We start from the raw sequence: 25261 nt of genomic DNA on the forward strand, positions 1-25261 counted from the left end.
GCCCTTAAGGATGTTTGGGCCGGAAGCAGCGATCCGGGTAGGATGGGGCTTGTCTTTGAAGGTTTTGGGGAGGCGAAATGGCGGGTGGACGAGGCTTGTGGCTGGCCGTGGCGGTCGCTGGAGTGCTTTCGACGGGGTTACGGGCGCAGCAGGGCTGGACGGTACGGCCGGAGTGGGTGCGGGCGCACGAGGAGTTCCTCGCCAGCGACGTGATGGCAGGCAGGGGCAGCGCGACGCGGGATGAGGAGATTGCGGCGACCTACGTGGCCTCCGAGTTCATGGGCTATGGGCTGAAGCCAGCGCCGGGGATGAGCGGATACCTCCAGAGCGCGGAGGTGGATGCGCCGGTTTTGAGTAGTGATACCGTACTTTCAGTAAGTGGCATTAAATTGCAGCAAGGAAAAGACTTCTATGTTTTATTTTCTACAGGGTCGAACGTTTCGGGAGGACTGGTTCGGGTTGCTGATGGGGCTGTAGGCAAGGCATCGGTTCCTAAAGGCTCGGCGGTGCTATTGACCGACGTTCCGGCTGGGGGAAGCTCGCTACAGAACCTTGGCGCGTTGCGGCGGATGGCTCCGGCGCTGGTGGTGGTGGAGCAGGATGCCTCCACGGAGCGGATGCTGACGCTGCTGGGCGGGAAGGCGCGAATCCCAATGCACCTGAAGGAGGCGGCATCGTCTACGTCGTCTGTGACGACGGTGGTTGCGGTGTCTGCTGCGGTGATGTCGCATTTGAAGGGCGTGAAGGAGGGAGAATCGCTTTCTCTTTCTTTAGGGATTGTCCCACAAGTGAAACCAAGGATGACGTTTAATGCGATTGGATATCTCCCAGGAAGTGACCCCGGGAGCGGGACGATCCTGCTGACGGCGCACCTGGACCATCTGGGTGTGGGGAGACCGGTGGATGGGGATGGGATCTTCAACGGAGCAAACGATGATGCGGCGGGGACGACAGCGGTGCTGGAGCTGGCGCACGCTCTGGCGGCAGGGCCGAAGCTGCGGCGAAGCATTCTTTTCGTCTGTTACGGCAGCGAAGAGCCTGGAGAGCTGGGATCGGAGTACTTTGGAAAGCATCCGCCGGTTCCCCTGAAGGAGCTGGTGACGAACCTTGAGTTCGAGATGATCGGGAGCCAGGACCCGAAGATGCCGAAGGGGGAGCTGCTGTTTACGGGGTGGGAGCGGTCGAACCTGGGGCCGGCCTTGAAGGCGCACGGAGCCAAGCTGGGGCCGGACCCGTACCCGGAGGAGCACTTCTTCGAGCGGTCGGATAACTACCAACTGGCGTTGCAGGGGATTGTGGCCCATACGGCAGCGGGTTGGGGGACAGTGCCGACGTACCATCGGCCTGACGACGATATCGCGCATCTTAACTTGGAGTTCATGACCTCGGCGATCCAGTCGCTGGTGGAGCCTGTACGGTGGCTGGCAACGAGCGACTTCAAGCCATCGTGGAATCCTGGCGGACAGCCAAAACGTTAAAGTAAAGGATTGAGTATGGACGCGAATACGGCGGTTGCTTTTGCGAAGGAGAACGGCGAGCGGTTTGTCGAGGAGCTGAAGGAGCTGCTGCGGATTCCTTCAATCTCGACCGATCCCGAGCGGCGGGCGGATGTGCGGCGGGCAGCGCAGTTCTGCGCCGATGAGCTGACGCGGATCGGGATGGAGCGAGTCCGGCTGATCGAGACCTCCACCGAGGAGACGATGGTCGGGGTGCCGGATGGTCCGGCACGGATCGAGCCGGGCCGGATCGGGCATCCGCTGGTGTACGCGGAGTGGCTGAAGGCTCCGGGGAAGCCGACGGTGCTCTGCTACGGGCACTACGACGTGCAGCCGCCGGACCCGTTGGACGAGTGGCACTCGCCGCCGTTTGAGCCGACCGAGCGGAACGGGAACCTGTATGCGCGCGGGGCGGTCGATGACAAGGGCCAGATGTGGATGCACGTGAAGGCTCTGGAGTCGCTGATGGCGGCGGGAAACGGGACACTGCCGGTGAACGTGCGGGTGATCCTGGAGGGGGAGGAAGAGGTCGGCGGCGAAGGGATCGCTGCGTTTGTGCGCGAGCATGGCGAGCAGTTAAAGGCGGACGTGGCCCTGGTTTCGGATACGGAGATGTTCGCACCGGAGCTGCCGACGCTGTGCGTGGGGCTGCGCGGGATGATCTACACGGAGATCGAAGTGCGGGGGGCGAAGACGGACCTGCATAGCGGGATGTACGGCGGAGCGGCTCCGAACCCGTTTGTGGCTCTGGCGCAGATCATCGCACAGTTGAAGGACGCAGAGGGCCGGATTCTGATTCCGAGGTTCTATGACAAGGTGATGCGGCCGACTCAGGCCGAGCTGCACGCCTGGTCGTCGCTCCCGTTTAAGGAGGAGGAGTACCGCGAGCACGAGGTTGGCTCGGTGACGCTGACCGGCGAGGCCGGGTTCAGCGTACTGGAGCGGACGTGGGCGAGGCCGACGCTGGACGTGCATGGGATGCCGGGTGGGTTTACCGGGGCGGGAGCGAAGACGGTGATTCCGGCCCGGGCCACGGCGAAGGTGAGTATGCGGCTGGTGCCGGATATGACGCCGCAGGAGAGCTTTGCGCTATATAAGAGCTACGTGGAGTCGATTGTGCCCAAGGGCTGCACGCTGGAAGTGCGGCTGATTCACTCGGGCGATCCGATTGTGGTGAGCACGGATAACGAGTTCGTCCGCGCGGCGACCGAGGCGATGCACACGGTCTTCGGCAAGGAGACGGTCTTTGTGCGGGGCGGCGGCTCGATCCCGATTGTGGGCGACTTTGTGCGCGAGCTGGGAATTCCGACGGTGATGATGGGCTTCGGGCTGCCGGACGATAACCTGCACGCTCCGAACGAGAAGTTCAACCTGGGCAACTTCCATCGCGGGATCGAGTCGATTGTGCGGTGGCTGGCGTTGGTGGGGGCTTAGGCGTGGCTGCCGAGGTGGGCGGCTATGTGCTCTCCGGCGGCAGAAGCTCGCGGATGGGGCGGGACAAGGCTCTGCTGGAGCTGGCGGGGCGGCCGCTGATCGAACATGCGGTGACGAAGCTGCGGCGGGTCTGCGAGGCGGTGCATGTACTAGGTAGCAGCTCGGAGCTGGAACGGTATGCGCCGATGGTGACCGATCTGCATCCGGAGTGCGGACCGATGGGCGGGGTAGAGGCGGCGCTGGCGCACACGGCTTATGAGTGGAACCTGATCGTTCCGGTGGATGTGCCGTTTCTGCCGGTGGCTCTACTGGAGTGGTGGGTCCAGAGGCCGGTGGCGCGGGTGGCGATGTTTACGGTCGAGGGGATGCCTCAGCCTACGGTGCTGCTGGTGCATCGGGATGTGGGGCGGTTTGTGTCGAAGGCCATCGCTCAGGGGAACTATCGGCTGCGTCCGGTGATGGAGGAGGCCGGAAGAGAGCTGGGCGGCAGCATGCAGCCGGTGGAGGAGATCGCCGAGCTTGCGCGTTTGAAGGAGGGAGCGTTGCCGATCCGGTGGTGGTTTGCGAATCTGAACACTCCGGAGGAGTTTGCCGAGGCGGAGAGGCTTGGTACGGCGTGGAGCGGCTGATGGGGGAGTGCATCAGATAGGCTGGAGTGGGGTGCGGGATGAGTGATGAGACAAGGCCGGATGAAAAGTATCCGGGGGAGCAGTACGAGAAGAAGCTGGCCGATAGCGAGGTGACCAGTGAGGCGTCCGAGGAGACGCCGCTGACCGCTGAGGTCTCGCCCGATGTGACCCAGGCCGTCGGGGAGTTCATGGAGCAGGCCGCTGCCCAGAATGAGGCGGCGGCCGAGGCCGAGAGCCAGGCGGCTCCGGGACCTTATATCGCGTTTGAGAAGGTCTCGAAGTCCTTCGGCAGCTTCACCGTGTTGAAGAGCGTCAGCTTCTGTGTAAATGCCGGGGAGACGCTCTGCATCCTGGGTCGTAGCGGCGTGGGCAAGTCGGTTTCGTTGCAGATGCTGCTGGGGTTTTTGAAGCCGGACTCGGGCCGGGTGCTGGTGGCGGGGGAGGATATCACCGGTTTCAGCGAGAAGCGGCTGCAGGAGATACGACGCAAGGTGACGATGGTCTTCCAGAACGGGGCGCTCTTCGACTCGATCTCGGTGGGAGAGAATGTGGCTTTTCCGCTGCGTGAGCGGGGCGATATGGAGGAGGACCAGATCTTCCAGGTGGTGAAGGGGTTGCTGGAGATGGTGGGAGTGGCCGGAATGGACAACCTGCTGCCGAGCGATCTTTCGACCGGGATGAAGCGGTCGGTGGCCATTGCGCGCGCGCTGGCTTCGCAGCCGGAGGCGATCCTCTACGACGAGCCGACGACCATGGTCGATCCACTAATGGCCCACTTGCTGGGAAATCTGATCCAACGATTGAAGCAGCAGTTACATCTCACAAGTATTGTAGTGACTCATGACATGCGCTTTGCCAAGAAGCTGGCCGACCGGGTCGTGTTTCTGGATGGCGGCGAGGCGAGATTTTTCGGCACGATGGAGGAGATGGAGCAGAGCGATGACCCGGTTCTGCGCGAGTTTTTGACGTTGGACCAGTTGGTGCTCCCGTCGCGGGCGGAGGCGTTAAATTCTTAGGAAAACAAACTTGAGTTGTACGTGAGTTGTTGACAGCAAAAGGCTAATGGGCGCGTCGGAACCGGGAGGGACGTTGCCATGAAGCCCGTTCAAGAAGTATGATTGCCAGTAAGCGACGCCAGAAAAGCTGACCACCCATTTGTGATTTCGTGCCGTGGATTGATGGCGGGACTTCATTCAAGATGGCGGCTATTTCAGCTTACGCCGGCTGTGGGATTGATTACTGCTTCGCCGCCATTCGCGCCTCCTGGTTTGTAGAACTTTTTTGAAATGCTATTGGCGATGTACATGGGCCAGACCTGAATCAGGGAGAGCGATGGCAACACCGGATTATTTGCAGCAGGTAATCGTCTCTGGAAGACGCCGCAGTGGTGGCCGGACGATGGCGTCACGGGCCGGTGTGTTTCGTCCCTCTGTGACCAGTCTGGTCTGGGCATCCCTCGATCTATTGACGGCGTTTCTGGCCGGAGCTTTGGCGCTACGGTTCCGCCTGCGGGTTCCTTACGGGGAGCATGCCTCGTTGATACTGCACGGCGAACCCCGGGCCTGGCTGCTCTATCTCGGCTTTTTCGGCGTATGCCTGATCTTCTTTGCGCGGTCCTATGGGCTCTATGGCGCGATCCAGCATATGAGCGGCCTGCATGAGCAGAGAATGACCTTCCAGGCGACTCTGACGGCGGGGCTGCTGCTGTGCGGGGCGCTCTACCTGACGCGCGAGATGGCGTTCTCGCGGGCTGTAGCCGTGATGCTGGTGGTGTTTACGGCGCTGCTGCTGAGCGTGCGCCGCGCTATCTGGCGGAGCATGGTGTACCGGCGTTATCGCGAGGGGCTCGAGACCAGGAATGTGCTGATCGTCGGTGCGGGCCGGGTGGCGCACGCGCTGCGTAATCATCTGGAGTCGTTGCAGCACCTGGGCTTCCGGTTCAAGGGATTTGTCGCGCTGACCGAGCGGGAGTCGGAGTCGGGAGACGCCGATGTGATCGGCGATATGCGCAACTGCCTGTCGCTGGCGCGGTCACTGTTCGTGGATGAGATATTCCTCTCGGTTCCGGCGGAGAAGAAGCTGGTGATCTCGCTGGTGGAAGAGGCGCGTGCGCTGGGGATTGATGTGCGGGTGGTGCCCGATCTTTATGACGGACTGGCGTGGAACGCGACGGTCGAGTATATCGGCCAGTTTCCTACCATTCCGCTGCATCGCCGGGACTTTCCGATTGGGGCCTTCCTGATGAAGAGGGCGCTGGATATTACCCTGTCGCTGCTGGCTCTGCTGGCTGCCTCGCCGGTATTGCTGCTGATCGCGCTGGCTGTGCGTCTGGATTCGAAGGGTCCGATCTTCTACAAGGCCGCTCGAATCGGGCGCAAGGGAAGAACCTTTAATTGCTACAAGTTCCGCACGATGGTGCCTAACGCCGACCGTCTGAAGGCCGATCTGGCGCACATGAACGAGCGCGAGGGCGTGCTCTTCAAGATTGTGAACGATCCGCGGATCACGCGGGTAGGGCGCAAGCTGCGGAAGTACTCGCTGGATGAGCTACCGCAGTTCTACAACGTGTTGCGCGGGGATATGAGCCTGGTGGGGCCGCGGCCTCCGATTGCAAGCGAGGTGGAGCAGTACGACCTGGCGCATCTGCGTCGGTTGGATGTGCTGCCGGGAATCACCGGGCTGTGGCAGGTCGAGGCGCGGCAGGACCCCTCGTTCGATAGCTATATCTCGCTGGACACGGCTTACGTCGAGAACTGGAGCTTCTGGTTGGACCTGAAGATCCTGGCCCGGACGGTGGGCGTGGTCTTTAGCGGCACCGGTTCTTAAGACCGCATCGCGTGGCTCGCGCGGATTCGATAGACTGAGACGGTGAAGATAGCACTGGCTCAGATTGATCCCACGGTCGGGGACTTCGTGGGGAATACGCGGAAGATTCTGGAGTTTGCCGAGCGGGCGGCGGCGCTGGATGCTGATCTGGTGATGTTTCCCGAACTGGCCGTGTGCGGGTACTGGCCTGCGGATCTGCTGGAGAAGCAGACGTTTGTGGCGCGGGCGGGCGAGGCGATCGAGGAGATCGCGGCCTGGACCGGGGGGGCGGCCGGACGGCCTGCGATTCTCTGCGGCGCGGTGATGCCAGCGGATTCGCCCGAGGGCAAGCATGTAAAAAACGTGGCCGTGCTGATGGAGGCGGGCCGGGTGAAGCATGTGCAGCAGAAGATGCTGCTGCCGTTCTACGACGTCTTTGATGAGCAGCGGTACTTTGAACCGGCAACGGCCCAGCAGATGACCACGGTGGGCGATGCTCCGGTGGCGATCACGATCTGCGAGGACGCGTGGAATGACAAGGGCTTCTGGCCGCGGCGGAACTACTCCATCGACCCCGTCGATGAGCTGATGCGCAAGTGGCCATTCGATGTGAAGGGGCAGAGGATCATCCTGAATATCTCGGCTTCGCCCTTCTGGAAGGACAAGCGTGCGGTGCGGCGGGAGATGCTGGCCGCGCTGGCCATGCGGCACAATGCTTTTGTCATCATGCTGAACCAGGTGGGCGGGAACGACAGCCTGGTCTTCGATGGATCATCGCTGGCTATCGCTCCCAATGGCTCGGTGGCGGCGCAGGCGGCCTCGTTCGCCGAGGATCTGGTGCTGGTTGATACTGCGGCTGTTGCTGGTCCGATTGCCGCCGATACGACGGACGTTGCGGCCATGTGGGACGCGCTGGTGCTAGGCACGCGGGACTACATTCGCAAGTGCGGCTTCCAGAAGACGCTGGTGGGGCTGAGCGGCGGCATCGACTCGGCGCTGGTGGCGGCGATTGCGGTGGAGGCGGTGGGGCGCGAGAACGTGATGGGCGTCGGGATGCCGAGCGTGTACTCGTCGGAGGGATCGAAGGACGACGCGCGCGACCTGGCCCAGAGGATGGGGATTCGGTTCGAGATGCTGCCGATCCATACTATGTTTGAGGCGTATGAGGCTGTGCTGGCGCCGCTCTTTGCGGGCACGCCGTTCGGGCTGGCGGAGGAGAACTTGCAGCCGAGGATTCGCGGGGCGCTGTTGATGGCGCTCTCGAACAAATTCGGCGCGCTGGTGCTGACGACGGGCAACAAGAGCGAGATGTCCACCGGGTATTGCACGCTCTATGGCGATATGGTGGGCGCGCTGGCGGTGATCGGCGACGTGATGAAGACGCAGGTGTATGCGCTGAGCCGGTATGCGAACCGGAACGGCGAGATTATTCCGCAGGCGACGATCGAGAAGGCTCCCTCGGCGGAGCTGAGGCCGGGGCAAAAGGATACGGACTCGCTGCCGCCCTACGATGTGCTCGATCCGATCCTTGAGGCTTATGTGGAGCGGTACTGCTCGGCCGAGGAGATTGCGCGGACGCAGGGCGTGGAGATCGAGCTGGTGCGCAAGGTGCTCAAGCTGGTGGAGTTCAGCGAGTACAAGCGGCAGCAGGCGGCCCCGGTGCTGAAGGTGACCGGTAAGTCGTTTGGAACGGGGAGAAGGTTCCCGATTGCGGTAAAGGTTCAGGTGTGAGCACTTCGCGGTTTGAAGAATTTCAGGTCTAATGGATTTGCCTGCCATCATCGGGGAAGAACGGATGGGCACGGCGGAAAGAGGCGTTCGTTGAAGCAATGGTTTAGTTGTGGCGTGTTGGCAATGAGTTTCAGCGTGAGTGGAATGGCGTTCGCACAGGCTCCGGCAGCGGCTCCTGCGGCTGCATCGCAAGCAGCTCCGACCCAGACGGCTCCGGCCGCTTCGGCGCGGCGGCCTCTTCAGCTCCAGACGCTGCCCTCGGAGACGAAGGCCGATCCGTTTCCGGCCGTGAACCCGAAGTACTTTACCGCCAAGACGCCGACGGTGGCGACGGTCGATGGATTCCTGCACGCCATCTGGGGCTACGACCCGAACCGCATCTGGCGGGTCGAGGCGATCCAGACGACGGCTGCGCCGGGTATCAGCAAGGTGGTGGTGTTCGTGTCGGAGAAGACGGCCAACGCCAAGGTGCAGAGCGCGATCTTCTACACGACGCCGGATGGACACTACGCCGTTGCCGATCAGGCTGGGGTTGTGGCCTTTGGCGACAAGCCCTATGCCGATCTTCGGACGAAGCTGACCGAGCGGGCGGATGGCCCGGCCAAGGGCGCGGCGGGCAAGGAGATGCTGCTGGTCGAGTTTGCCGACCTGCAATGCCCGCACTGCAAGGAAGCACAGAAGACGATGGATCAGTTGGTGCAGGACTTCCCCAAGGCGCGGGTGGTCTTCCAGAGCTTCCCGCTGGTCGAGCTGCACCCCTTTGCGTTCCAGGCGGCGGCGTATGGATACTGCGTGGCGGCGAAGTCGAATGACGCCTACTTTACCTATGCGCAGGCCGTGTATGACACGCAGGGCGCGTTGACGGCCGAGACCGGCGCGGCCACGCTGAATGCGGCGGTGACCAAGGCCGGGCAGGATGCGGCGGCGATCGCGACGTGTGCGGCTACGGATGCGACCAAGGCGAAGGTGAATGCGTCGATCAAGCTGGCGGAGGAGGCGGGCGTGGACCAGACTCCGATGATCGCGGTGAACGGGCGGTTGCTGCCGCTGATGGGGGTTCCGTACGAGACGCTGAAGACGATCATCATCTTCCAGGCCCAGCAGGACGGCGTGGACGGCATAGCCCCAGCCCTGACCGGCTTCACGACCCACTAGGTACTTCGTACCGTTCTCGGGGCGGTATAGGTGGATTGTCTTCTGAGGTCCTCCCGCTGGTCGGAAGCGAGCGTTGCTTGTTTCCGACCAACGGGAGGACCTTTACTCTTTGAGTCATCGAGACAAGTGTGAAAGTCACGAAGTGACCGCCCCGCGCGCAGCGGGCCCGTCCGGCAGGACAGATATGAGGACACTATGACCGCAGATGAGGTAAAGGCAAAACTTAGGTTGACGCCGCATCCACGCGAGGGCGGCTGGTTTGTGCAGACATATGCGGCTGCGGAGTGCTTCCGCGACGAGCGTTACGATAGTCCGCGTCCGACGAGCACGGCGATCTACTATCTGCTGGAGCCGGAGACCTTTAGCGAGATGCACCGGCTGAAGTCGGATGAGGTCTTTCACTTCTATGCCGGGGACGCGGTGGAGATGTTGCAGCTTGCTCACGGTGAGCCTGGGCAGAGGGTGTTAATTGGGAGCGATCTTTCCGGTGAGGCCAGGCCGCAGGTGTTAGTGCCTCGCGGGGTGTGGCAGGGGGCGCGACTGGTTGCGGGCGGGCGTTGGGCTCTGCTGGGGTGTACGGTGAGTCCGGGATTTGCGTATGAGGACTACGAGGGTGGCCGGTGGAGCGAGTTGAGCGCAGGCTGGCCCGAGTGGTCGGAGATGATCCGCGCGCTTACTCGTGAGTAGCTGTGTTTAAATCGTTCTAACGCGAGTATGAAAACTGCTTCTCCGGTGACTGGAAGCATGTTAGATTGCCTCATGTCTTCCAACAGGGAACGCGCTCGACAGAGGGCGGTGGACGAGCAGATGATGGCGTCGCTTGTGCGCTTCACCGCACGCACGCTGGAGACCGCGTCACCGGTTCCGTTCGGAGCGTTGATCGTCGAGAGCGCATCGGGCAAGTCCTTGATGCGTGCGGTAAATGCGGTGCGCGGCGAGAACGACCCCAGCAGCCACGCCGAGTTGCGGACGGTGCGCAAGGCCGCGAAGAAGCTGAAGAGCCCGTCGTTGAAGGGCTATACGATGTACACGACCTGCGAGCCTTGCCCTATGTGCATGGCCAACGCGCTGTGGGCCGGGCTGGATCGCGTGGTCTTTGGGGCGACGATTGAGGATGCCAACCGTCACTGTCGCCAGATCCGTGTGCCTGCCCGGGAGATCGTGCGGAGGAGCGATATGGCTTGCGCTGTTGATGGGCCGGTGTTGCGCGAAGCCTGCTACGAGCTGTTCACGCATCCCAACATGCTGCGCGTCTTCGCCAGCTGGAACCCCAAGAACGCATGACTTCGGACGATCTGCAAGCGGTGACGGCGTGCGTGAGCGATGCGGATCGCGTGATTACGAACGCGCAGATCGTGCAGCGGCTCTCGCGAGATTTCTATTGGTACTCGCCGGTGTTGAAGAAGCTGCTGGACGACAAGGTGGCCGAGGTCGTGGTGCAGCCGGTATCGACCGCTGAGGTGGTGAAGGTGCTGGCTTGTTGTTATGCGCGTGGAGTGCCGGTGACGGCTCGCGGCGCGGGCACGGGCAACTATGGGCAGGCGATTCCGCTGCATGGTGGTGTGGTGCTCGACCTCTTGCGTATGGATGCTATCGAGGAGATCACCGGCGATGGGGTTGCGGTGGTGGAGCCAGGTGTTCGGCTGGGCGTGCTCGAGAATGCGGCGCGGGCCGTAGGTTGGGAGCTGCGGTGTTATCCCAGCACCATCGTGAAGGCCAGCGTGGGCGGGTTTCTTGGCGGAGGCTCGGGCGGCATCGGCTCGGTGGCGCACGGCGGGCTGCGCAGCTTTGCGACGGTGCGAGCGGTTGAGGTCGTCACGATGGAGGCGGAGCCGCGCGTGGTGTTGCATAAGGGCGAGGCGGTGCACGAGGTGCTCCATGCGTGGGGGACCAACGGCATTATGACGAAGGTGTGGCTGGCGCTGACTCCGGCGGTGGCGTGGGCACAGTGTGCGGTGGCGTTCGCGAGCTTCGATGCGGCGTTCGACTTCGGGGAGAAGATCGCTTGCGATGAGGCTTGGATGAAGCGGTTGGTGACGGTGTTCGAGTGGCCGATTCCTTCCTGCTTTACCTCGATTGCAAATGTAACTCGAAGCGGTCAGGCGCTCGTTTTTCTGATGATTGCTGAGGCACAGTTGGAGCAGCTTCGAGCTGCGGCTGAAGCTGCTGGCGGCGAAGTTACGCTGGCTGCGCCGTATAGCGGGTTGCGCACGGTGCCGCTGCTCTCGGACTACACGTGGAACCACACGACTCTATGGGCGATGAAGCAGGACAGCGCGTTTACCTATCTTCAGTGCGGGTTCAGCGCGAGCCAGGCACGGCGGCAGTTTGCAGTGCTAAAAGAAAAGTTCGGCGATGAGCTTCTGCTGCATCTCGAGTTTCTGAAGACCGGCACGGGAGAGGTAATCCCGGCGGCGATACCGCTGGTGCGGTTTACGACCGAGGAGCGGCTGAACGAGATGATCGACTTCTGCCGATCGATCGGTGTGAGCGTGGCCAACCCGCACAGCAACAGCGTGGAGGGCGGCGGCCGATATCGTGAGGACAACATTCAGCTTCTGACCAAGCAGCGTTATGACCCGCGTGGGTTGCTGAACCCGGGCAAGATGGTGACGTTTCAACCGCAGTAGATTTTGAGGTGCACGATGCGTACCTGGATTCCTGATGCACGCAACTTTGCTTACCTGACCTGGAAGCAGGTCGAGGCTATCGAGAAGGACAAGGCGCTGCTGGTGCTTCCCACGGCGGCGATTGAGCAGCATGGGCATCACCTGCCGCTGGCCACCGATACGCTTATCAACAACCTGCTGCTGGGCAAAGCTCTGGAGCGGCTGGGGCCGGAGGCTCCGGTCTATGCGCTGCCGCCGGTCTGCTATGGCAAGAGTAACGAGCATCTTGGGTTTCCGGGAACTTTATCGGTGTCGGCCTCGACCTTCATGGCGGTATTGCGGGATATTGGCGCGAGTGTGGCTGCGTCGGGCTTTCGCAGACTGGTGCTGTACAACACACATGGGGGCAACAGCTCGCTGGTGGATGTGATGGCGCGCGATCTGCGTGCGGAGTTTGGCCTGCGGACGTTCTGCATGTTCGGCTCTGCTGGCGCGAAGTTTGAGGGGCTTAGCGCGCAGGAGAAGGCGTATGGGTTTCATGCTGGCGAGATCGAGACGGCTTATCTGTTGAGTGGCATCCCCGAGTTGGTGAGGTCTGAGGAGTACACCTCGAACTACATCGCGGAGCTTGCAAACCCAGACTTACTGCTGCCGGAGAATGGTCCGGCGACGTTCTCGTGGTTGACGCGGGATATCGCGCCCAGTGGAGTCATGGGCGATCCTCGACCAGCTAGCAAGGAGAACGGTGATCGCTGGATCGAAGAGGCTGCGACGAAGATCGCGGCGGCACTTGAGGCGATGCTTGCGTTTGAGGAACGCGTGCCCGCATGACGGTGAAGGCACAGATCGACTGCGGTGGCGGCGTGCGGCTTGAGCGCGGTGTGGCTTGCCGCATGTCCGACGGCGTGGTGCTCTATGCGGATCATTACTATCCAGCCGAGGCTGGGCCTCATCCGACGCTGCTGATGCGGCAGCCCTATGGGCGCGATATCGCCTCGACAGTGGTGTACGCGCATCCGGTTTGGTTTGCGCGGCATGGCTACAACGTTGTGATTCAGGATGTGCGCGGGCGCGGCGACTCGGAGGGGAGCTTCTATCCGTTTCGGCATGAGGCTCGCGATGGCGCGGAGACGATTGCGGCGCTCATCGCAAGGCCGGAGTCGAACGGCAAGGTGGGGATGTATGGGTTCTCGTACCAGGGGATGACACAGTTGCTTGCAGCGGCGGAACAGCCGCAGGGATTGGTGTGCATCGCCCCGGCGATGACTGCGCATGATCTTTATGAAGGCTGGTTCTATCACAACGGTGCGATGCGTTTGGCTGCGACACTGGGCTGGGGATTGCAGATGCTCAAGGCCGACGCACGGCGTCTGCAACTGCGTAAGGCGAGCGACACGCTCGAGCGTGCGTGGTCGAATCTGCCCGCGCAGTATCTGGCGACGCCGTATGGAAGCCATGCTGCTCTGCACGGAGAGGGCTTGCCGAGCTACGTGCGGGATTGGATGGAGCATGATCGGCCGGGGGCATTTTGGTCCTCGATGGATGTGAGTGAGAGGGTAGAGAAGATCAATGTGCCGGCACTGCACCTGTCGGGTTGGTATGACATGTATCTCAAGGGAAGTATGGATGGGTTTGCGGCGATGTCGGCAGGACGTGATGATCAGTATCTGATTGCAGGGCCGTGGGTGCATATTCCTTGGGGTGACCGGATAGGGACGCAATCGCTTGGTGCTGATGCTGCGCTGGATACGGATGCGATATTGCTACGCTGGTTCAATCACTGGCTCAAGGGGACAAACGAGTTTGCGGGTGAGCCCCGGGTGCGGCACTTCGCGTTGAATGAAGGCCGGTGGCATGATGCAAGCGATTGGCACGCCGATGTGGGGCTTACGTTCTACCTGCACAGCGGCGGACGGGCGAACTCCAGCAAAGGCGATGGTGTGTTGTCACTCGTTGTGCCTGATGAGGCGGAGCCGCCTGATGTATTTGTGTACGACCCCGAGGTTCCGGTGATGGGGCCGGGTGGTTTGGCGAATGTCGCAGGGCCTTCGAATCAAGCTTTGCTTGAACTGGGAAATAATTTACTGCTGTACACAACTCCGCCGCTCGAGAGAGCGGTGCATGTCTTCGGTGCTCCCTCGGTGGAATTGTACTGTGCTACTTCGGCCTGCTCTGCGGATCTAGCGGTGAAGCTAGTGTGTGTGAAGCCCAATGGGGAGGCAACGTTCGTCTGCATCGGTATCGCGCGTAGTCATCACGAGGCGGATGTGGCGCGGAGGTGGACGTTCTCGCTCGAGCCTACATCTTGTGTATTTGCTGTGGGAGATCGTATCCGCATCGAGATAGCGAGCAGCGCATATCCTCTGTATGATCGCAACCCCGGCACCGATGTTGCCGCAAGGCTGGCGGACTCGTGGAACTGGAGCCGATCGACGCAGACGATCTTTCACGATGTGGATCGAGTCTCCACGATCTATCTTCCGGTGATCGCATGAACGAGCGGCGTGTGCCTGCGGTGAACTTGGAGAGCGTAACCAAGGTCTATGGGCAAGGTTCGCCGATTCTTGGAGACCTCTCGGTGAGCATTGCGCCGGGAGAGTTCGTGAGCATCATCGGGCCTTCGGGGTGCGGGAAGTCGACGCTGCTCAAACTTGTTGCGGGGTTGAGTCCCGTGACCTCGGGGACGATTGCCGTGGACGGCATGACGCCGGTGAATGCGCGCGAGATCACCTCGTTCATCTTTCAGGATCCTACGCTGTTGCCCTGGCGGACGGTGCGTAAGAACGTCGGACTGGGTTTGGAGTTGGAGGGGGTGACGCGAGAGCGGCAGGAGTCCACCGTGGACTCGCTGCTGGCTCTGGTAGGGTTGGAGCATGTTGCGGATTCTTATCCAAGGCAACTTTCCGGCGGGATGAAGATGCGGGTTTCCATCGCGCGTGCGCTGGCGAGCAATCCTCGGGTGTTGTTGATGGATGAGCCCTTCGCGGCGCTCGATGAGATGACGCGGGATCACATGAACGAGGAGTTGGCCCGGCTCTATAAGGAGCGGGAGTGGACGGTTTTATTTGTAACTCATTCGGTTGCAGAAGCTGTTTTTCTATCGTCACGAATTTTGGTGTTGGCTCCACATCCCGGGCGGCTGGCGCATGATATTGCCATCGACCTGCCGGGAGAGAGGACGGCGGAGACGCGGAGGTCAGAGGAGTTTGACCGGCTGGTGGCGCGGGTTTCGCGTAGCCTGCGAGAGGTTGGGCGGACATGAAACGCCATCTGACTACGTTACTTTCAACGGTGATCCTCTTCATGCTCCTGTTGCTGCTCTGGGGGGCGCTGATTCGTCTGCTGCATATTCCGTCTTATCTGCTACCGTCGCCGGTGCAGGTAGGGACGGCGGCTCTGCATCGGTTTCCTTCTTTAATGATCTCCCTGGGCATGACTGCGACCGCGGCTGCTGGTGGCCTGATCGCGAGCATCGTTGTCGGTGTTCTGGTTGCGCTTGTATTTGCGCAGTCGCGCTGGGTGCGGCGGATGTTCTATCCCTACACGATTCTGTTGCAGACCGTGCCCATCGTGGCGATTGCGCCGCTCATCCTGATGTGGATTGGACCGGGAATCTTCTCGGTTGGGTTGGTGGCGTTCATCATCTGCCTGGCTCCGATCATCGCGAATACAACGCAAGGGTTGATTGGCGTTGATCGTAACCTGATTGACCTCTTCCTGATGAATAACGCTTCGCGAGCACAGATTTTGCTGAAGCTGCGCCTGCCTCATGCGCTGCCCTCGTTGTTTACCGGGATACGAATCTCCAGTGGAATCGCGGTGATTGGGGCGATCACGGGCGAGCTGTTCGCGGGCTCGGCACGCGTGGGTGTGGGCGGAATTGGATATGCGATCCAGTATGCTAACTCGCAGCTCGAGACGGACTACCTGTTTGCGTTGGTCGCGGCGGCTACGGTGCTGGGCTTCGCGTTCTTCTTCGCGGTCATGTTTCTGGAGTGGTACTTTCTGCATAACTGGCATGAGTCGGCGCGCACGGCTGAGATGGAGTAGGAGGCACGATGCTTCGCATAGAGTCGGAGACAGGTTGGTGGTTGATAACGCATCCCGATCATGCTCGGTTGGCGGGGCTGTTTGCGTCGCACTGGGGAAATGAACGGTTCGCTCGGCCGCATCCGCGCATAAGTGTCCTGCATGGAATCCATGTGCATGACGATGGCTGGGCGGCGCGGGATGCTAAGCCGGGGATCACGCGGCAGGGCAAGCCTTCTGCGTTCTCGCATGAACTGGTAGGGAAGTACTCGGCGTTCGAGGAGATTGATTTGGCCGACTATCTTGCGGTGCGCGAGAGTGCGGTGGAGCTGGTCGAATCGCAGGATGCCTATGCGGCCCTGCTTGTTTCGATGCACACCTATAATCTGCTGACGGCGCGGGCAGATCGTTCGACGATTGCGCCTGCACAGTTGCCGCTGCTCGATGAGTTTCTCGAACGACAACTGGCTCGGCAGGAGAGGCTGCGGCGTGCGATCCGCGCAGACGTGCAGTATGCAGAGAGCGATGCGACGGATGAGGCGATCCTGAATAACTTCAGGCTTTTGCAGGCTACCGATAACCTCTCGTTGCTCAGCTGTGTGGCTTATCTGCAACCGAGCACGCTGCTGCATCCTTTGCCTACGACGGATGGTGCTTGTGAGGAGGTCGTCGTGCTCCCGGTTGGGGAGCGGCAATTTCGGCTGGAGCCTTATCCCTTCGATGAGCCTGTGCTGCGTTGCCATGTGCCTGCGCGGCATGTCGCCGGGCATCTCTTTGCTTCGTCGGATGAGCTTGCGGAGAAGTATGCCGCCGCGCCGGTGGAGCAGCTTGAGATCGTCGTGTCGGCGTGAACGCTATGGCAACAACGAGACGTGCGCGGCGACGATGCGCCAGCCCTCGGGCAGCCGCACCCATACCTGGCTCTGGCGTCCGCGTACCACTTTGGCTGCGGTCTCGCGCTCGAACTCCAGCATGATGCTGCCGTAGTCGGTGTCGAAGGTGACGATCTCGAGACGCGTTACCTTGCGGGCCAAGCCCACGGCGGCACGAGCTTTGCGGAAGGCCTCGATCTCTTCGATTCCGTAGAGATTTTCGGTCGCTCCGAAGCGCATGGCGTGAGGAGATGCCCAGAACATGCGGGTGAGGGTCTCGACGTCATTCTCGACCAGGGCTGTCTCGTATTGCGGATACAGCTCGGTGAGTTCGCCATGCGTCTTCGGATCGTTGATGAGCATGAGTTAGAAGAGCTTCCTTTCGGGCAGAATGCTCTTCTGGATGGCCGCGCTGACCGTGACCATCGGCGTGTTGACGACCTGGCTCAGGCGCAGGTTCATGGCCACGCTACAGAGAAGGTAGGCATGGACCTCGCTGAGTCCCCAACGTGCGGCCAGTAGATCGACCATGCGGCTGGTGGCGGCCTGTCCTGCCTTGAAGGCGTCAGGGCCGGACTCGATGGTGATCCACGCGGGGCCGTGCTCGTTGGTGCGCGGAGCGGACTCAAGCAGTGGGCCGGAGAGTGGCTGGTGCTTGTGTAGCGTGAGCCGCACGGTGACGTCCGACGGGCACTCCATGCCGTTGATGCAGATCTCGCCATCGCCCTGCGCGGCGTGGGCGTCGCCAGCGGAGAAGAGCGCGCCGGGGACGAAGACGGGGAGGTATAGCGTGGCTCCGGCGCTTAGCTCGCGTACGTCGAGGTTGCCGCCGAAGGGGCCGGGTGGGCGCGTGCGAAATGCGCCGGTCTCGGCCTGGGCCACGCCCATGACGCCGCAGAAGGGACGCAGGGGAACGATGGCCGGTGCGAGCGAACGAGTGACATCGGGCTCGAGCTGCCAGTGGAAGAGATAAGGCTCGGTGAAGCGCTCGCTGAGGTAGCCCATGGCGGGCGTGACGCTGGTCCAGGCCCAGCCCTTGTGCGCGACCTCCAGTACATCGACTTGCAGGACGTCGCCGGGCTCGGCTCCGGCGACCGCGATGGGGCCGGTGAGCGCGTGGATGCGTGTGCGGTCGATGGCCATGAACTCGGTTGCGGTGGAGTGCAGGGTAAGCTGGCCGCCGGTGGCGTCGGTGCAGGCCATGTGGACGACGTCGCCGGAGGAGACGACGAGTCGAGGCTCCAGATCGCGGTTCCAGACCGAGTGTGTCGGCTCTGCGCTGAGGATGTGTTCTCTCATGCTATGGCCACCACCATCTGCAACTCGACGAGCGCGTTGCGGGGCAGGGCACTGACGCCGATGGCGGCGCGAACGTGACGGCCCTTGTCGCCGAAGATCTCGACCAGCAGGTCGGACGCTCCGTTGATGATCTTGGGCGGGTCGGAGAAGCCTGCGACGGCGTTGACGTAGCCATTGACGCTGACGATCTCGTGAATCGCATCGAGCGTGCCCAGGTGACGGCGGAGCACGGCGAGCAGGGTCAGTGCGCAGGCTCGAGCGGCCGCGTAGCCCTCTTCGATGGTGCGGTCGAGACCGGCTGTTCCGGTGATGACGCCGTGCTCGTCGCGTGAGATGACGCCCGAAAGATAAACGAGATTGCCGACGGTTTTTGCGGAGATGTAGTTGCCGCCGGCGCTGGGTGGTTCCGGCAAGGTGATGCCTGTTGCTGCGATTGCGTTCTCTACGGTCATTTGGCGGTACTGTAACACGCGGATGCCCGAAGTGAGAAAAAGATGATTGGATTTGCGCGGCGATGGAGGAGATATCCGGCTAAGATGCCCTTATGGTCCTGCAAGCTCTGGTTGGGGTCGTGATGGCCGGTGGGGTGGCTGCGTGCATGTTTGCGGGCGCGGCGCGGAGCCCGCAGGTGACGCTTCCGGTGCACCTCGCGCGCCAATCGGCAGACGATCTGGAGATTACCGGTCTGCCGCCTCAGTCTTCCCGTTATGTGGGGTATGCTGAACTGACTGCGCTGCCCCAGGTGACGGCAGAGATCAACGCCGGTCCGGACTTTGGCGGCCTCACCATGCAAGTTACTGGCGTCGATCTCGATCGGCTTGCGGCTGCGTTGGGTGTGCCAGCCTCGGCCGACCTGATCGATGCTCTCTGCACAGACCGGTATCGTTCGTACTTTCCGGCGGAGTATCGCGCGCGACATCATCCGTTGCTGGTGCTGAAGGTCGATGGCCAGCGGATGGCCGAATGGGCGGAGCACACGCACCAGTACGATCCGGGGCCGTACTTCATTGAGTATGACAACTTTGTCCCGGCGTTTCATGTGCTCTCGCACGCGGATGAGGAGCAGCAGCCGACCAATGTGATGCGGCTGAACTTCGGCAGCGCGGTGAAGGAGTTCGCGGTGCTCAAGCCGCACGAAAGCCATGCGCCGGATTCGCCCGTGGGGCAGGGATTCGTGATCGCCAAACAGAACTGCTTGCGTTGCCACTTTAGTGGAGAGGTCGGAGGCACAAAGTCGGGTGTGAACTGGAGTGTACTGAGCAGGCTCGCCCGAGAACAGCCTGCGTTTTTCGCGCAGTATGTCAGCAGCCCGGCGGCGGTCGCGCCGCAGGCTCATATGCCCGGCAATCCGCAGTACGACGAGGTGACTCTTGAGGCGCTGACGGGTTACTTTGCAGCTATGACGGAGGTACGCCGATGATCGTTCGCCTCTCCAAGTGCGCGCTGTTGCTGGGCGTTGCGGTCTACTTCTCGCTGGTCGCGCTGAACAATACGGCGGACTACGACTCGAACTACCAGTTCATGCGGCATGTGTTGATGATGGACTCGACCTTTCCCGGCAACCACGGGATGTGGCGTGCGCTGCGCCAGCCCTGGATTCATACGGCTTTTTACTTATCGGTGATCGCGTGGGAGATCGTGACCGGCGTTCTCTGCTGGTGGGGAGCGATTCGTCTGCTCAGCTTGCTCAAAGCTCCTTCGTCTGTGTTTCAGCGGGCTAAGGCTGTTGCGGTTGTCGGCTTGACGCTGGGCTGCCTGCTCTGGTTTCTGGCGTTTCTGAGCGTAGGCGGCGAGTGGTTCCTGATGTGGCAGTCGAGGGTCTGGAATGGTCAGGATGCGGCGTTCCGTATGTTTACCGTACTAGCGATTATCTTGTTATATGTAACTACTCCTGAACATGAAGCGAATCCCTGAACGTGATGATTGCTGACTCGCCATTTACGGAATTGTGTCGCTCGTTGTCCTCCGGCGCTTCTACTGCCGTGGAGGTTGCTGCTGAGTTTGCGCGCAAGGCCGACGGTAGTGCTTCGCACAATACCTATCTTTACCGGAATGATGATGAGTTGTTCGAGCAGGCTCGGAGGCTCGAAGCGAGTTTCCCCGATGCGGGTTCGCGTCCGGCTTTATACGGTGTGCCGATCTCGTTGAAGGATTGCTTCGATCTTGCCGGGACCACGACGACGTGTGGATCGAAGTTTTACGCGCAGCATAATCTTCCCGCTACGGATGACTCAGGTATGGCGAAGCGGCTGAAAGATTCGGGAGCGCTGATTCCGGGCAAGACACATCTGCATCCGCTGGCCTATGGCATCACTGGACAGAACCCCGACTACGGCGATTGCTTGCAGCCGCGTGATGCAAGCCTGCTGACGGGCGGCTCGTCGAGTGGCGCTGCGGCGAGCGTGCAGGAGGGTTCGGCGCTCGCTGCCATTGGGACGGATACCGGCGGCTCGGTGCGCGTGCCTGCGGCGCTGTGTGGGTTGGTGGGCTACCGTGCCTCGCACGGGTTGGCTTCGGTGGCAGGAGGGTGGCCCGAGGCTTGGGATGGCGCGGCTCATCTCGCGGCCTCCTTCGATACGGTGGGCTTTCTGCTGCGCGATGCCCGCGATGCCGCGCCTATTGCTCACGCGCTCTTTGGCATCACGCCACAGCAACCGCCTATTGCGCCTCATATCGGCTACGTCGGCCACTCCTTTCTCGATGACTGCGATGCTGATGTGCTCTCGGCCTACGAGACGTGGCGTGAGCTGCTGCTGAAATCCGGCGCTGAGCTTACCGAGATTCTCCCCGCAGGTTGGGAGCGATCCCGCGAGATATTCGCAGGGATTCAGGCGCATGAGGCGTCTACGTATCATCGCGGCCACTACGATGAGTTCGAGCCAGCCATCACGCAGCGGCTGCACTGGGGCGCGTCGCTTACAGAGGCTGACCTTGATCCGTTGCGGCAGCAGCTTGTGGAGTTTCGAGCCGCGATGGATGAGCTTTGGGCTCGCTTCGATCTGCTGGTGCTTCCGGTGGCTCCGGTCAGTCGACTGGTCGCAGCTGAGGATCAGAGCGATGCACGCGCACGCATCCTACGCTACACGACGCCCTTCAGCCTGGCCGGTGTGCCTGTGGTGTCACTGCCCGGAACGCTCTTTGGAACGGGTGTTCAGGTGGCTGCGGCTCCGGGGCGAGATGGCGCGCTGCTGGCTTACGTGGCGTCGCTTGCACAGAAGCCCTGACCGGCCACGCCGGATGCTACCCTGCTGCTATTCCACTTCGTCTGGAGATTTTGCTATGCAGCTTCGTAAGCTATTGTTTCTGGTCTCGTTTTGCGCACTTGCCGTCATCTCCTTGAATGGATGTAAGGCGAAGCCATCATCCGATGGGCTTATCCCCATCACGTTGCAGACGGATTGGTATCCGCAGCCGGAGATGGGCGGCTTCTACGAGGCGAAGATGCAGGGGCTGTATAAGGCGGCGGGGCTTGACGTCACCATCGCGCCGGGCGGCCCGATGGTGGTGGCGCAGCAGCAGGTGGCGAGCGGCGCGGCACAGTTTGCCATGGGGTCGTCCGACCAGGTGCTGGTCTTCCACTCGCATGGCTTGCCGCTGGTGGCCGTGGGAGCGACCATGCAGCAGGACCCGCAGTGCGTCATGGTGCACGAGGAGTCGCCGGTCCACGGCTTCGCCGACCTTGAGGGCCATACGCTCGCGGTCAAGCCCGGCTCCATCTGGTTCCAGTACCTGCTCAAGCGTTACGGCCTGCACAGCGTGCGCGAGATCCCCGCGACCTATAGCGTCGCTAACTTTCTGCAAGACCCCAACTACGCGCAGCAGTGCTTCGTAACCTCGGAGCCGTACTTTGCGCGCAAGGCCGGGGCCAAGGTGCGGACGTTGCTTATCAGCTCGACCGGCTACCAGCCCTACCGCGTTATCTTTGCCTCAAAGCAGTTTCTGGATGAGCATCCCGATGTCGTGGCGAAGTTCGTAAAGGCCTCTATGCAAGGTTGGCAGAGCTATCTCGCCGATCCGGCGCAGGTGAACGCGGAGCTATCGAAGCTGAACCCCGCGATGAGCCCCGAGCAGATGCAGTACAGCGTGGAGACGCTGAAATCCGGCCACTTTATTGACGGAGCTGGTACACCCGATTCGCATCTGGGGCACTTTACCGCCGCGCGTTGGAACGCCACGTACCAGCAGCTGGTTGACCTTAAAGTGCTGGAGAGGCCGATTGATCCGGCCTCTGCCTACAGCCTGAAGTTTGTCCCTTAGGCGGACGTGCCCCGCAGCACTTCCGCCAGGTGCATCGGGCGGGCGGAGGTGTTCTGCGTGATCTGCTCGGAGCAACTGAAGCCGTCGGTGAGGATGATGGTGTCGGCTGCGGCATCGCGCACGGCAGGCAGCAGCACGCGGTTGCCGAGCGTCTGCGAGACCTCGTACTTGTCGTCCTCGAAGCCGAAGGGACCGGCCATGCCGCAGCAGCCGGAGTCGAGCAAGCGCACCTTTGCGCCGGTCATGCGCAGCAGCTTCATCTCGTCGTTCATGCCTGCGACGGAGCGATGATGGCAGTGGCCGTGGACGATGATCTCCTTGTGGGCAGAGATAACCGGCGGCTGGTAATTCGGGGCGAAGCGGACCAGGAACTCGCTGAGCAGGAAGGTCTGGTCGCGGAGCTTCTTCGCGCGAGGATCGTTGGGGAGCAGGTTGGTCAGCTCATCGCGGAAGACCGAGGCGCAGCTCGGCTCGAGGACCACGACGGGCGTTCCAACGGCGAGTTGCGGAGCCAATGCGTCGAGGATATCGAGCAGGTACTGCTTGGCGGTGTCGAGAAGGCCGAAGTCATAGAGCGGGCGTCCACAGCAGAGGTGACGCTTCGGTAGCTCGATCTCGAAGCCCGCGTCGCGAAGGACGTGGTCGGCGGCCTGCATGGTGGCGGGGTGGAAGTAGTTGTTGAAGGTGTCGGCCCAGAGCATCACCTTGGGCAGTGTTTCGAGGTGCCGCTGTGGCTTGCGGGTACGCGTGTAGGCCTTGGCGAAGCGCGGAAAGATGCGGTTGGGATGGATGTGCAGCGTGGACTTGATGATCGACTTGATGCCGGGCGCGTTGTTGATAGCGTTGACCAGGCCGGGGAAGTACGACGCGATGCGGGCCAGCCGGTCGATACGACCGAAGGCGTGGTGCGCGATGGGGCGCGGCTTGTGCTCGTAGTGGTGCGAGAGGAACTCGGCCTTGTAAGTGGCCATGTCGACCGAGACCGGACACTCGCTCTTGCAGGCCTTGCAGGAGAGGCAGAGGTCGAGCGACTCGCGGACCTGCTCGTTCTGCCAGCGGTCGGCGAGTGCCTCGCTGCCCGTGGGGGTGCCGTCGCCCTGCATCAGCTCCCAGAGCAGGTGGGCGCGGCCCCGGGTGGAGTGAAGCTCCTCGCCGGTGGCCATGAAGCTGGGGCACATGGTTCCGGCGTCGGTCTTGCGGCAGGCTCCCACGCCCACGCAGCGTAGCGCGGCTGAGGCCATGGAGCCTTTGTCCTCGGCGAAGGCGAAGTGGGTCTCGGGCTTCCAGGGAGCGTAGTCGGCACCCAGGCGGAGGTCTTCGTGGGCCTCGTGCGCGTCGATGAGCTTGCCGGGGTTCATGCGGTTGGTGGGGTCCCACAGGCGCTTGAAGACACGGAAGGCCTCCATCAACTCGGGGCCGAACATCTTGGGCAGCAGGGTTCCACGAGCCTGTCCGTCTCCGTGTTCGCCCGAGAGCGAGCCGCCGTGCGCGAGGCAGATATCGGCGGCGCGGTCGATGAACTCGCGGAAGGCGAGGATTCCGGCCTCGGTCTCGAGGTCGAAGTTGAAGCGCATGTGCACGCAGCCCTGGCCGAAGTGGCCATACATGGGGCTGAAGTAGCCGTACTCCTGCATGAGCGCGCTGAGGGCGCGGAGGTAGGAGCCGAGCTGGGTGGGATCGACGGCGGCGTCCTCCCAGCCCTCCCAGCCGGTGCCGACGCCGGGGATGAAGGCGGTCGCGCCCAGGCCGGACTCGCGGATGTGCCAGACGCGGCTGGCCTCGGCGGGCGTGTAGATGCGGGAGTCGGGCGCGACGGGGAGCGTGGCCAGTGATGCGGCCAGGGCTGCGGCTTTGGCGTCGGACTCGGCCTGGGTGTCGCCGCCGAACTCGGCCAGCAGAAAGCCGCGGCCCTCGGGCAGCAGGGTAAGGTCGTCGAGGGACTTCTGCTTGCGGCGCAGGGCGTCGAGCAGGTAGCCGTCGATGCCTTCGAGGCCGATGAGCGGGTGCGAGAGCAGGTGCGGGACTTGATCGGCGGCGACGTAGATGTCTGAAAAGCCAATACCCAAGAGGGTGCGATAGGGTGGAGACTGCACGAGTCGCAACGTGGCCCCGAGGATGACGGCGCAGGTGCCTTCGCTGCCGACGAGGGCGCGGGCGATGTTGAATCCGTTCTCGGGCAGCAGCTCGTCGAGATTGAAGCCGGAGACGCGGCGGGGGATATCAGGGAAGCGCTCGCGGACCTGATTGGAGTGGCGGTCGCGCAGGTCTTTCAAACCCGCGTAGATAGCGCCGATGCGTCCACCGGCGGCGATGTGAGCTTCGAGTTCTTCCTCTGTCGTGGGGCCGACGGTGAGGCGGGTTCCATCGTAGAGCAGCAGGTCGAGCGAGACGATGTTGTCGACCGTCTTGCCGCCCATCAGAGCGTGGACCCCGCAGGAGTTGTTGCCGATCATGCCGCCGAGGGTGCAGCGGCTGTGCGTGGCGGGGTCGGGCGCGAAGGTTAGGTTGAACTTTTCGGCGGCGTCGCGCAGACGGTCCAGCACGATGCCGGGCTGAACGTGGACCGTGCGGGCCTCTGTGTCGATGGGGTCCATGCCGTTCATGTACTTCGAGAAGTCTAAGATGACGGCGAAGTTGCAGCTCTGTCCGGCGAGGCCGGTGCCCGCGCCACGAGAGAGGATGGGCGCGTCGAAGCGGCGGCAGACGTCCACGGCGGCGATCACGTCGGCCTCATCGCGCGGGATGACGAGGCCGATGGGGATATGCCGGTAGTTGGAGGCGTCGGTGGCGTAGAGCGCCTTCGACGCCGGATCGAAGCGCACCTCGCCGCAGATGGCTTCGCGGAGCGCCTCTTCAAGCGCGTCGGACTGAGGGAAGCGGAGGTGCGCCCGGGCGTGGGAGCTGGGGAGCAGGACGAAAGGAGAAGCCGCCATTTGTATCCGATC

23 protein-coding genes are annotated in these 25261 nt (G+C 62.2%); 19 read left to right on the forward strand and 4 right to left on the reverse strand.

Features of this window, described 5'->3' with window-relative positions:
* Nucleotides 1-77 precede the first annotated feature (77 nt).
* From FTO74_RS06060 to FTO74_RS06130, 15 genes are all read left to right on the forward strand, one after another.
* Entirely contained in the window at nucleotides 78-1478 is a 1401-nt protein-coding gene (locus FTO74_RS06060; RefSeq protein ID WP_162537334.1) for a M28 family peptidase, read from the forward strand.
* Between the two features lie 15 nt (nucleotides 1479-1493).
* Complete coding sequence (locus tag FTO74_RS06065; RefSeq protein WP_162537335.1) at nucleotides 1494-2930, forward strand: dipeptidase; 1437 nt, start codon at nucleotides 1494-1496, stop codon at nucleotides 2928-2930.
* Between the two features lie 2 nt (nucleotides 2931-2932).
* Nucleotides 2933-3559 carry a molybdenum cofactor guanylyltransferase gene (locus FTO74_RS06070; RefSeq protein WP_162537336.1) on the forward strand — a complete coding sequence of 209 codons (627 nt, stop codon included), beginning with the start codon at nucleotides 2933-2935 and terminating at the stop codon, nucleotides 3557-3559.
* Between the two features lie 38 nt (nucleotides 3560-3597).
* On the forward strand, nucleotides 3598-4575 hold the full coding sequence (locus tag FTO74_RS06075; protein ID WP_162537337.1) for an ATP-binding cassette domain-containing protein: 978 nt from the start codon (nucleotides 3598-3600) through the stop codon (nucleotides 4573-4575).
* Between the two features lie 316 nt (nucleotides 4576-4891).
* A complete protein-coding gene (locus FTO74_RS06080) occupies nucleotides 4892-6385 on the forward strand; it encodes a sugar transferase (protein ID WP_162537338.1) in 1494 nt (497 codons plus the stop codon).
* Nucleotides 6386-6427: 42 nt separating this feature from the next.
* Nucleotides 6428-8095, forward strand: a complete 1668-nt coding sequence (locus tag FTO74_RS06085; RefSeq protein ID WP_162537339.1) for an NAD+ synthase — start codon at nucleotides 6428-6430, stop codon at nucleotides 8093-8095.
* A gap of 123 nt (nucleotides 8096-8218) precedes the next feature.
* A complete protein-coding gene (locus FTO74_RS06090) occupies nucleotides 8219-9250 on the forward strand; it encodes a thioredoxin domain-containing protein (protein WP_162537340.1) in 1032 nt (343 codons plus the stop codon).
* A 195-nt stretch (nucleotides 9251-9445) separates the two neighbouring features.
* On the forward strand, nucleotides 9446-9937 hold the full coding sequence (locus tag FTO74_RS06095; protein WP_162537341.1) for a cupin domain-containing protein: 492 nt from the start codon (nucleotides 9446-9448) through the stop codon (nucleotides 9935-9937).
* A gap of 72 nt (nucleotides 9938-10009) precedes the next feature.
* Nucleotides 10010-10534 (forward strand): nucleoside deaminase, encoded by a 525-nt coding sequence (locus FTO74_RS06100; protein WP_162537342.1) that lies wholly within the window; start codon nucleotides 10010-10012, stop codon nucleotides 10532-10534.
* Nucleotides 10531-11880, forward strand: coding sequence for an FAD-binding oxidoreductase (locus tag FTO74_RS06105; protein WP_162537343.1), 1350 nt, complete (start codon nucleotides 10531-10533; stop codon nucleotides 11878-11880). The genes FTO74_RS06100 and FTO74_RS06105 overlap by 4 nt, the downstream gene beginning before the upstream one ends.
* A 15-nt stretch (nucleotides 11881-11895) precedes the next feature.
* A complete protein-coding gene (locus FTO74_RS06110) occupies nucleotides 11896-12690 on the forward strand; it encodes a creatininase family protein (RefSeq protein ID WP_162537344.1) in 795 nt (264 codons plus the stop codon).
* Nucleotides 12687-14354, forward strand: a complete 1668-nt coding sequence (locus FTO74_RS06115) for a CocE/NonD family hydrolase (protein ID WP_162537345.1) — start codon at nucleotides 12687-12689, stop codon at nucleotides 14352-14354. The genes FTO74_RS06110 and FTO74_RS06115 overlap by 4 nt, the downstream gene beginning before the upstream one ends.
* Nucleotides 14351-15121: an ABC transporter ATP-binding protein gene (locus FTO74_RS06120; protein ID WP_162537346.1), complete on the forward strand. Its 771-nt coding sequence runs from the start codon at nucleotides 14351-14353 to the stop codon at nucleotides 15119-15121. Before FTO74_RS06115 ends, FTO74_RS06120 begins: the two co-directional genes overlap by 4 nt.
* Nucleotides 15118-15909 (forward strand): ABC transporter permease, encoded by a 792-nt coding sequence (locus tag FTO74_RS06125; protein ID WP_162537347.1) that lies wholly within the window; start codon nucleotides 15118-15120, stop codon nucleotides 15907-15909. Before FTO74_RS06120 ends, FTO74_RS06125 begins: the two co-directional genes overlap by 4 nt.
* An 8-nt stretch (nucleotides 15910-15917) precedes the next feature.
* Nucleotides 15918-16739 (forward strand): DUF3891 family protein, encoded by an 822-nt coding sequence (locus FTO74_RS06130; RefSeq protein WP_162537348.1) that lies wholly within the window; start codon nucleotides 15918-15920, stop codon nucleotides 16737-16739.
* A gap of 3 nt (nucleotides 16740-16742) precedes the next feature.
* Here FTO74_RS06130 and hpxZ read toward each other — a convergent pair whose 3' ends face one another.
* The 3 genes from hpxZ to FTO74_RS06145 are packed head-to-tail and all read right to left on the reverse strand — an operon-like array spanning nucleotide 16743 to nucleotide 18511.
* Nucleotides 16743-17123: an oxalurate catabolism protein HpxZ gene (gene hpxZ, locus FTO74_RS06135; RefSeq protein WP_162537349.1), complete on the reverse strand. Its 381-nt coding sequence runs from the start codon at nucleotides 17121-17123 to the stop codon at nucleotides 16743-16745.
* A 3-nt stretch (nucleotides 17124-17126) separates the two neighbouring features.
* The gene (locus FTO74_RS06140) at nucleotides 17127-18059 is read right to left on the reverse strand and encodes an acetamidase/formamidase family protein (protein WP_162537350.1); all 933 of its coding nucleotides are present in this window, start codon (nucleotides 18057-18059) and stop codon (nucleotides 17127-17129) included.
* The gene (locus tag FTO74_RS06145) at nucleotides 18056-18511 is read right to left on the reverse strand and encodes a RidA family protein (RefSeq protein ID WP_162537351.1); all 456 of its coding nucleotides are present in this window, start codon (nucleotides 18509-18511) and stop codon (nucleotides 18056-18058) included. Before FTO74_RS06145 ends, FTO74_RS06140 begins: the two co-directional genes overlap by 4 nt.
* A 92-nt stretch (nucleotides 18512-18603) precedes the next feature.
* On the opposite strand from FTO74_RS06145, the gene FTO74_RS06150 reads away from it, so the two are divergent.
* The 4 genes from FTO74_RS06150 to FTO74_RS06165 are packed head-to-tail and all read left to right on the forward strand — an operon-like array spanning nucleotide 18604 to nucleotide 22316.
* On the forward strand, nucleotides 18604-19479 hold the full coding sequence (locus tag FTO74_RS06150; protein ID WP_162537352.1) for a hypothetical protein: 876 nt from the start codon (nucleotides 18604-18606) through the stop codon (nucleotides 19477-19479).
* The gene (locus FTO74_RS06155) at nucleotides 19476-19973 is read left to right on the forward strand and encodes a DUF2165 domain-containing protein (protein WP_162537353.1); all 498 of its coding nucleotides are present in this window, start codon (nucleotides 19476-19478) and stop codon (nucleotides 19971-19973) included. Before FTO74_RS06150 ends, FTO74_RS06155 begins: the two co-directional genes overlap by 4 nt.
* Nucleotides 19974-20017: 44 nt before the next feature.
* Nucleotides 20018-21283, forward strand: a complete 1266-nt coding sequence (locus FTO74_RS06160) for an amidase (RefSeq protein WP_162537354.1) — start codon at nucleotides 20018-20020, stop codon at nucleotides 21281-21283.
* Nucleotides 21284-21338: 55 nt separating this feature from the next.
* Complete coding sequence (locus FTO74_RS06165; RefSeq protein ID WP_162537355.1) at nucleotides 21339-22316, forward strand: ABC transporter substrate-binding protein; 978 nt, start codon at nucleotides 21339-21341, stop codon at nucleotides 22314-22316.
* On the opposite strand, the gene FTO74_RS06170 is transcribed toward FTO74_RS06165, so the two are convergent.
* A complete protein-coding gene (locus FTO74_RS06170) occupies nucleotides 22313-25249 on the reverse strand; it encodes an FAD-binding and (Fe-S)-binding domain-containing protein (RefSeq protein WP_162537356.1) in 2937 nt (978 codons plus the stop codon). The two genes, FTO74_RS06165 and FTO74_RS06170, sit on opposite strands and share 4 nt — an antisense overlap.
* Between the last annotated feature and the right edge of the window lie 12 nt (nucleotides 25250-25261).

Source organism: Granulicella sp. WH15, from assembly GCF_009914315.1.
Lineage (GTDB): Bacteria > Acidobacteriota > Terriglobia > Terriglobales > Acidobacteriaceae > Edaphobacter.

Coding starts and splice junctions, on each gene's coding strand:
- FTO74_RS06060 (WP_162537334.1), top strand. CDS start 78: ATGGCGGGTGGACGAGGCTTGTGGCTGGCCGTGGCGGTCGCTGGAGTG.
- FTO74_RS06065 (WP_162537335.1), top strand. CDS start 1,494: ATGGACGCGAATACGGCGGTTGCTTTTGCGAAGGAGAACGGCGAGCGG.
- FTO74_RS06075 (WP_162537337.1), top strand. CDS start 3,598: ATGAGTGATGAGACAAGGCCGGATGAAAAGTATCCGGGGGAGCAGTAC.
- FTO74_RS06080 (WP_162537338.1), top strand. CDS start 4,892: ATGGCAACACCGGATTATTTGCAGCAGGTAATCGTCTCTGGAAGACGC.
- FTO74_RS06090 (WP_162537340.1), top strand. CDS start 8,219: ATGAGTTTCAGCGTGAGTGGAATGGCGTTCGCACAGGCTCCGGCAGCG.
- FTO74_RS06095 (WP_162537341.1), top strand. CDS start 9,446: ATGACCGCAGATGAGGTAAAGGCAAAACTTAGGTTGACGCCGCATCCA.
- FTO74_RS06100 (WP_162537342.1), top strand. CDS start 10,010: ATGTCTTCCAACAGGGAACGCGCTCGACAGAGGGCGGTGGACGAGCAG.
- FTO74_RS06105 (WP_162537343.1), top strand. CDS start 10,531: ATGACTTCGGACGATCTGCAAGCGGTGACGGCGTGCGTGAGCGATGCG.
- FTO74_RS06110 (WP_162537344.1), top strand. CDS start 11,896: ATGCGTACCTGGATTCCTGATGCACGCAACTTTGCTTACCTGACCTGG.
- FTO74_RS06115 (WP_162537345.1), top strand. CDS start 12,687: ATGACGGTGAAGGCACAGATCGACTGCGGTGGCGGCGTGCGGCTTGAG.
- FTO74_RS06120 (WP_162537346.1), top strand. CDS start 14,351: ATGAACGAGCGGCGTGTGCCTGCGGTGAACTTGGAGAGCGTAACCAAG.
- FTO74_RS06125 (WP_162537347.1), top strand. CDS start 15,118: ATGAAACGCCATCTGACTACGTTACTTTCAACGGTGATCCTCTTCATG.
- FTO74_RS06130 (WP_162537348.1), top strand. CDS start 15,918: ATGCTTCGCATAGAGTCGGAGACAGGTTGGTGGTTGATAACGCATCCC.
- hpxZ (WP_162537349.1), bottom strand. CDS start 17,123: ATGCTCATCAACGATCCGAAGACGCATGGCGAACTCACCGAGCTGTAT.
- FTO74_RS06140 (WP_162537350.1), bottom strand. CDS start 18,059: ATGAGAGAACACATCCTCAGCGCAGAGCCGACACACTCGGTCTGGAAC.
- FTO74_RS06145 (WP_162537351.1), bottom strand. CDS start 18,511: ATGACCGTAGAGAACGCAATCGCAGCAACAGGCATCACCTTGCCGGAA.
- FTO74_RS06150 (WP_162537352.1), top strand. CDS start 18,604: ATGGTCCTGCAAGCTCTGGTTGGGGTCGTGATGGCCGGTGGGGTGGCT.
- FTO74_RS06155 (WP_162537353.1), top strand. CDS start 19,476: ATGATCGTTCGCCTCTCCAAGTGCGCGCTGTTGCTGGGCGTTGCGGTC.
- FTO74_RS06165 (WP_162537355.1), top strand. CDS start 21,339: ATGCAGCTTCGTAAGCTATTGTTTCTGGTCTCGTTTTGCGCACTTGCC.
- FTO74_RS06170 (WP_162537356.1), bottom strand. CDS start 25,249: ATGGCGGCTTCTCCTTTCGTCCTGCTCCCCAGCTCCCACGCCCGGGCG.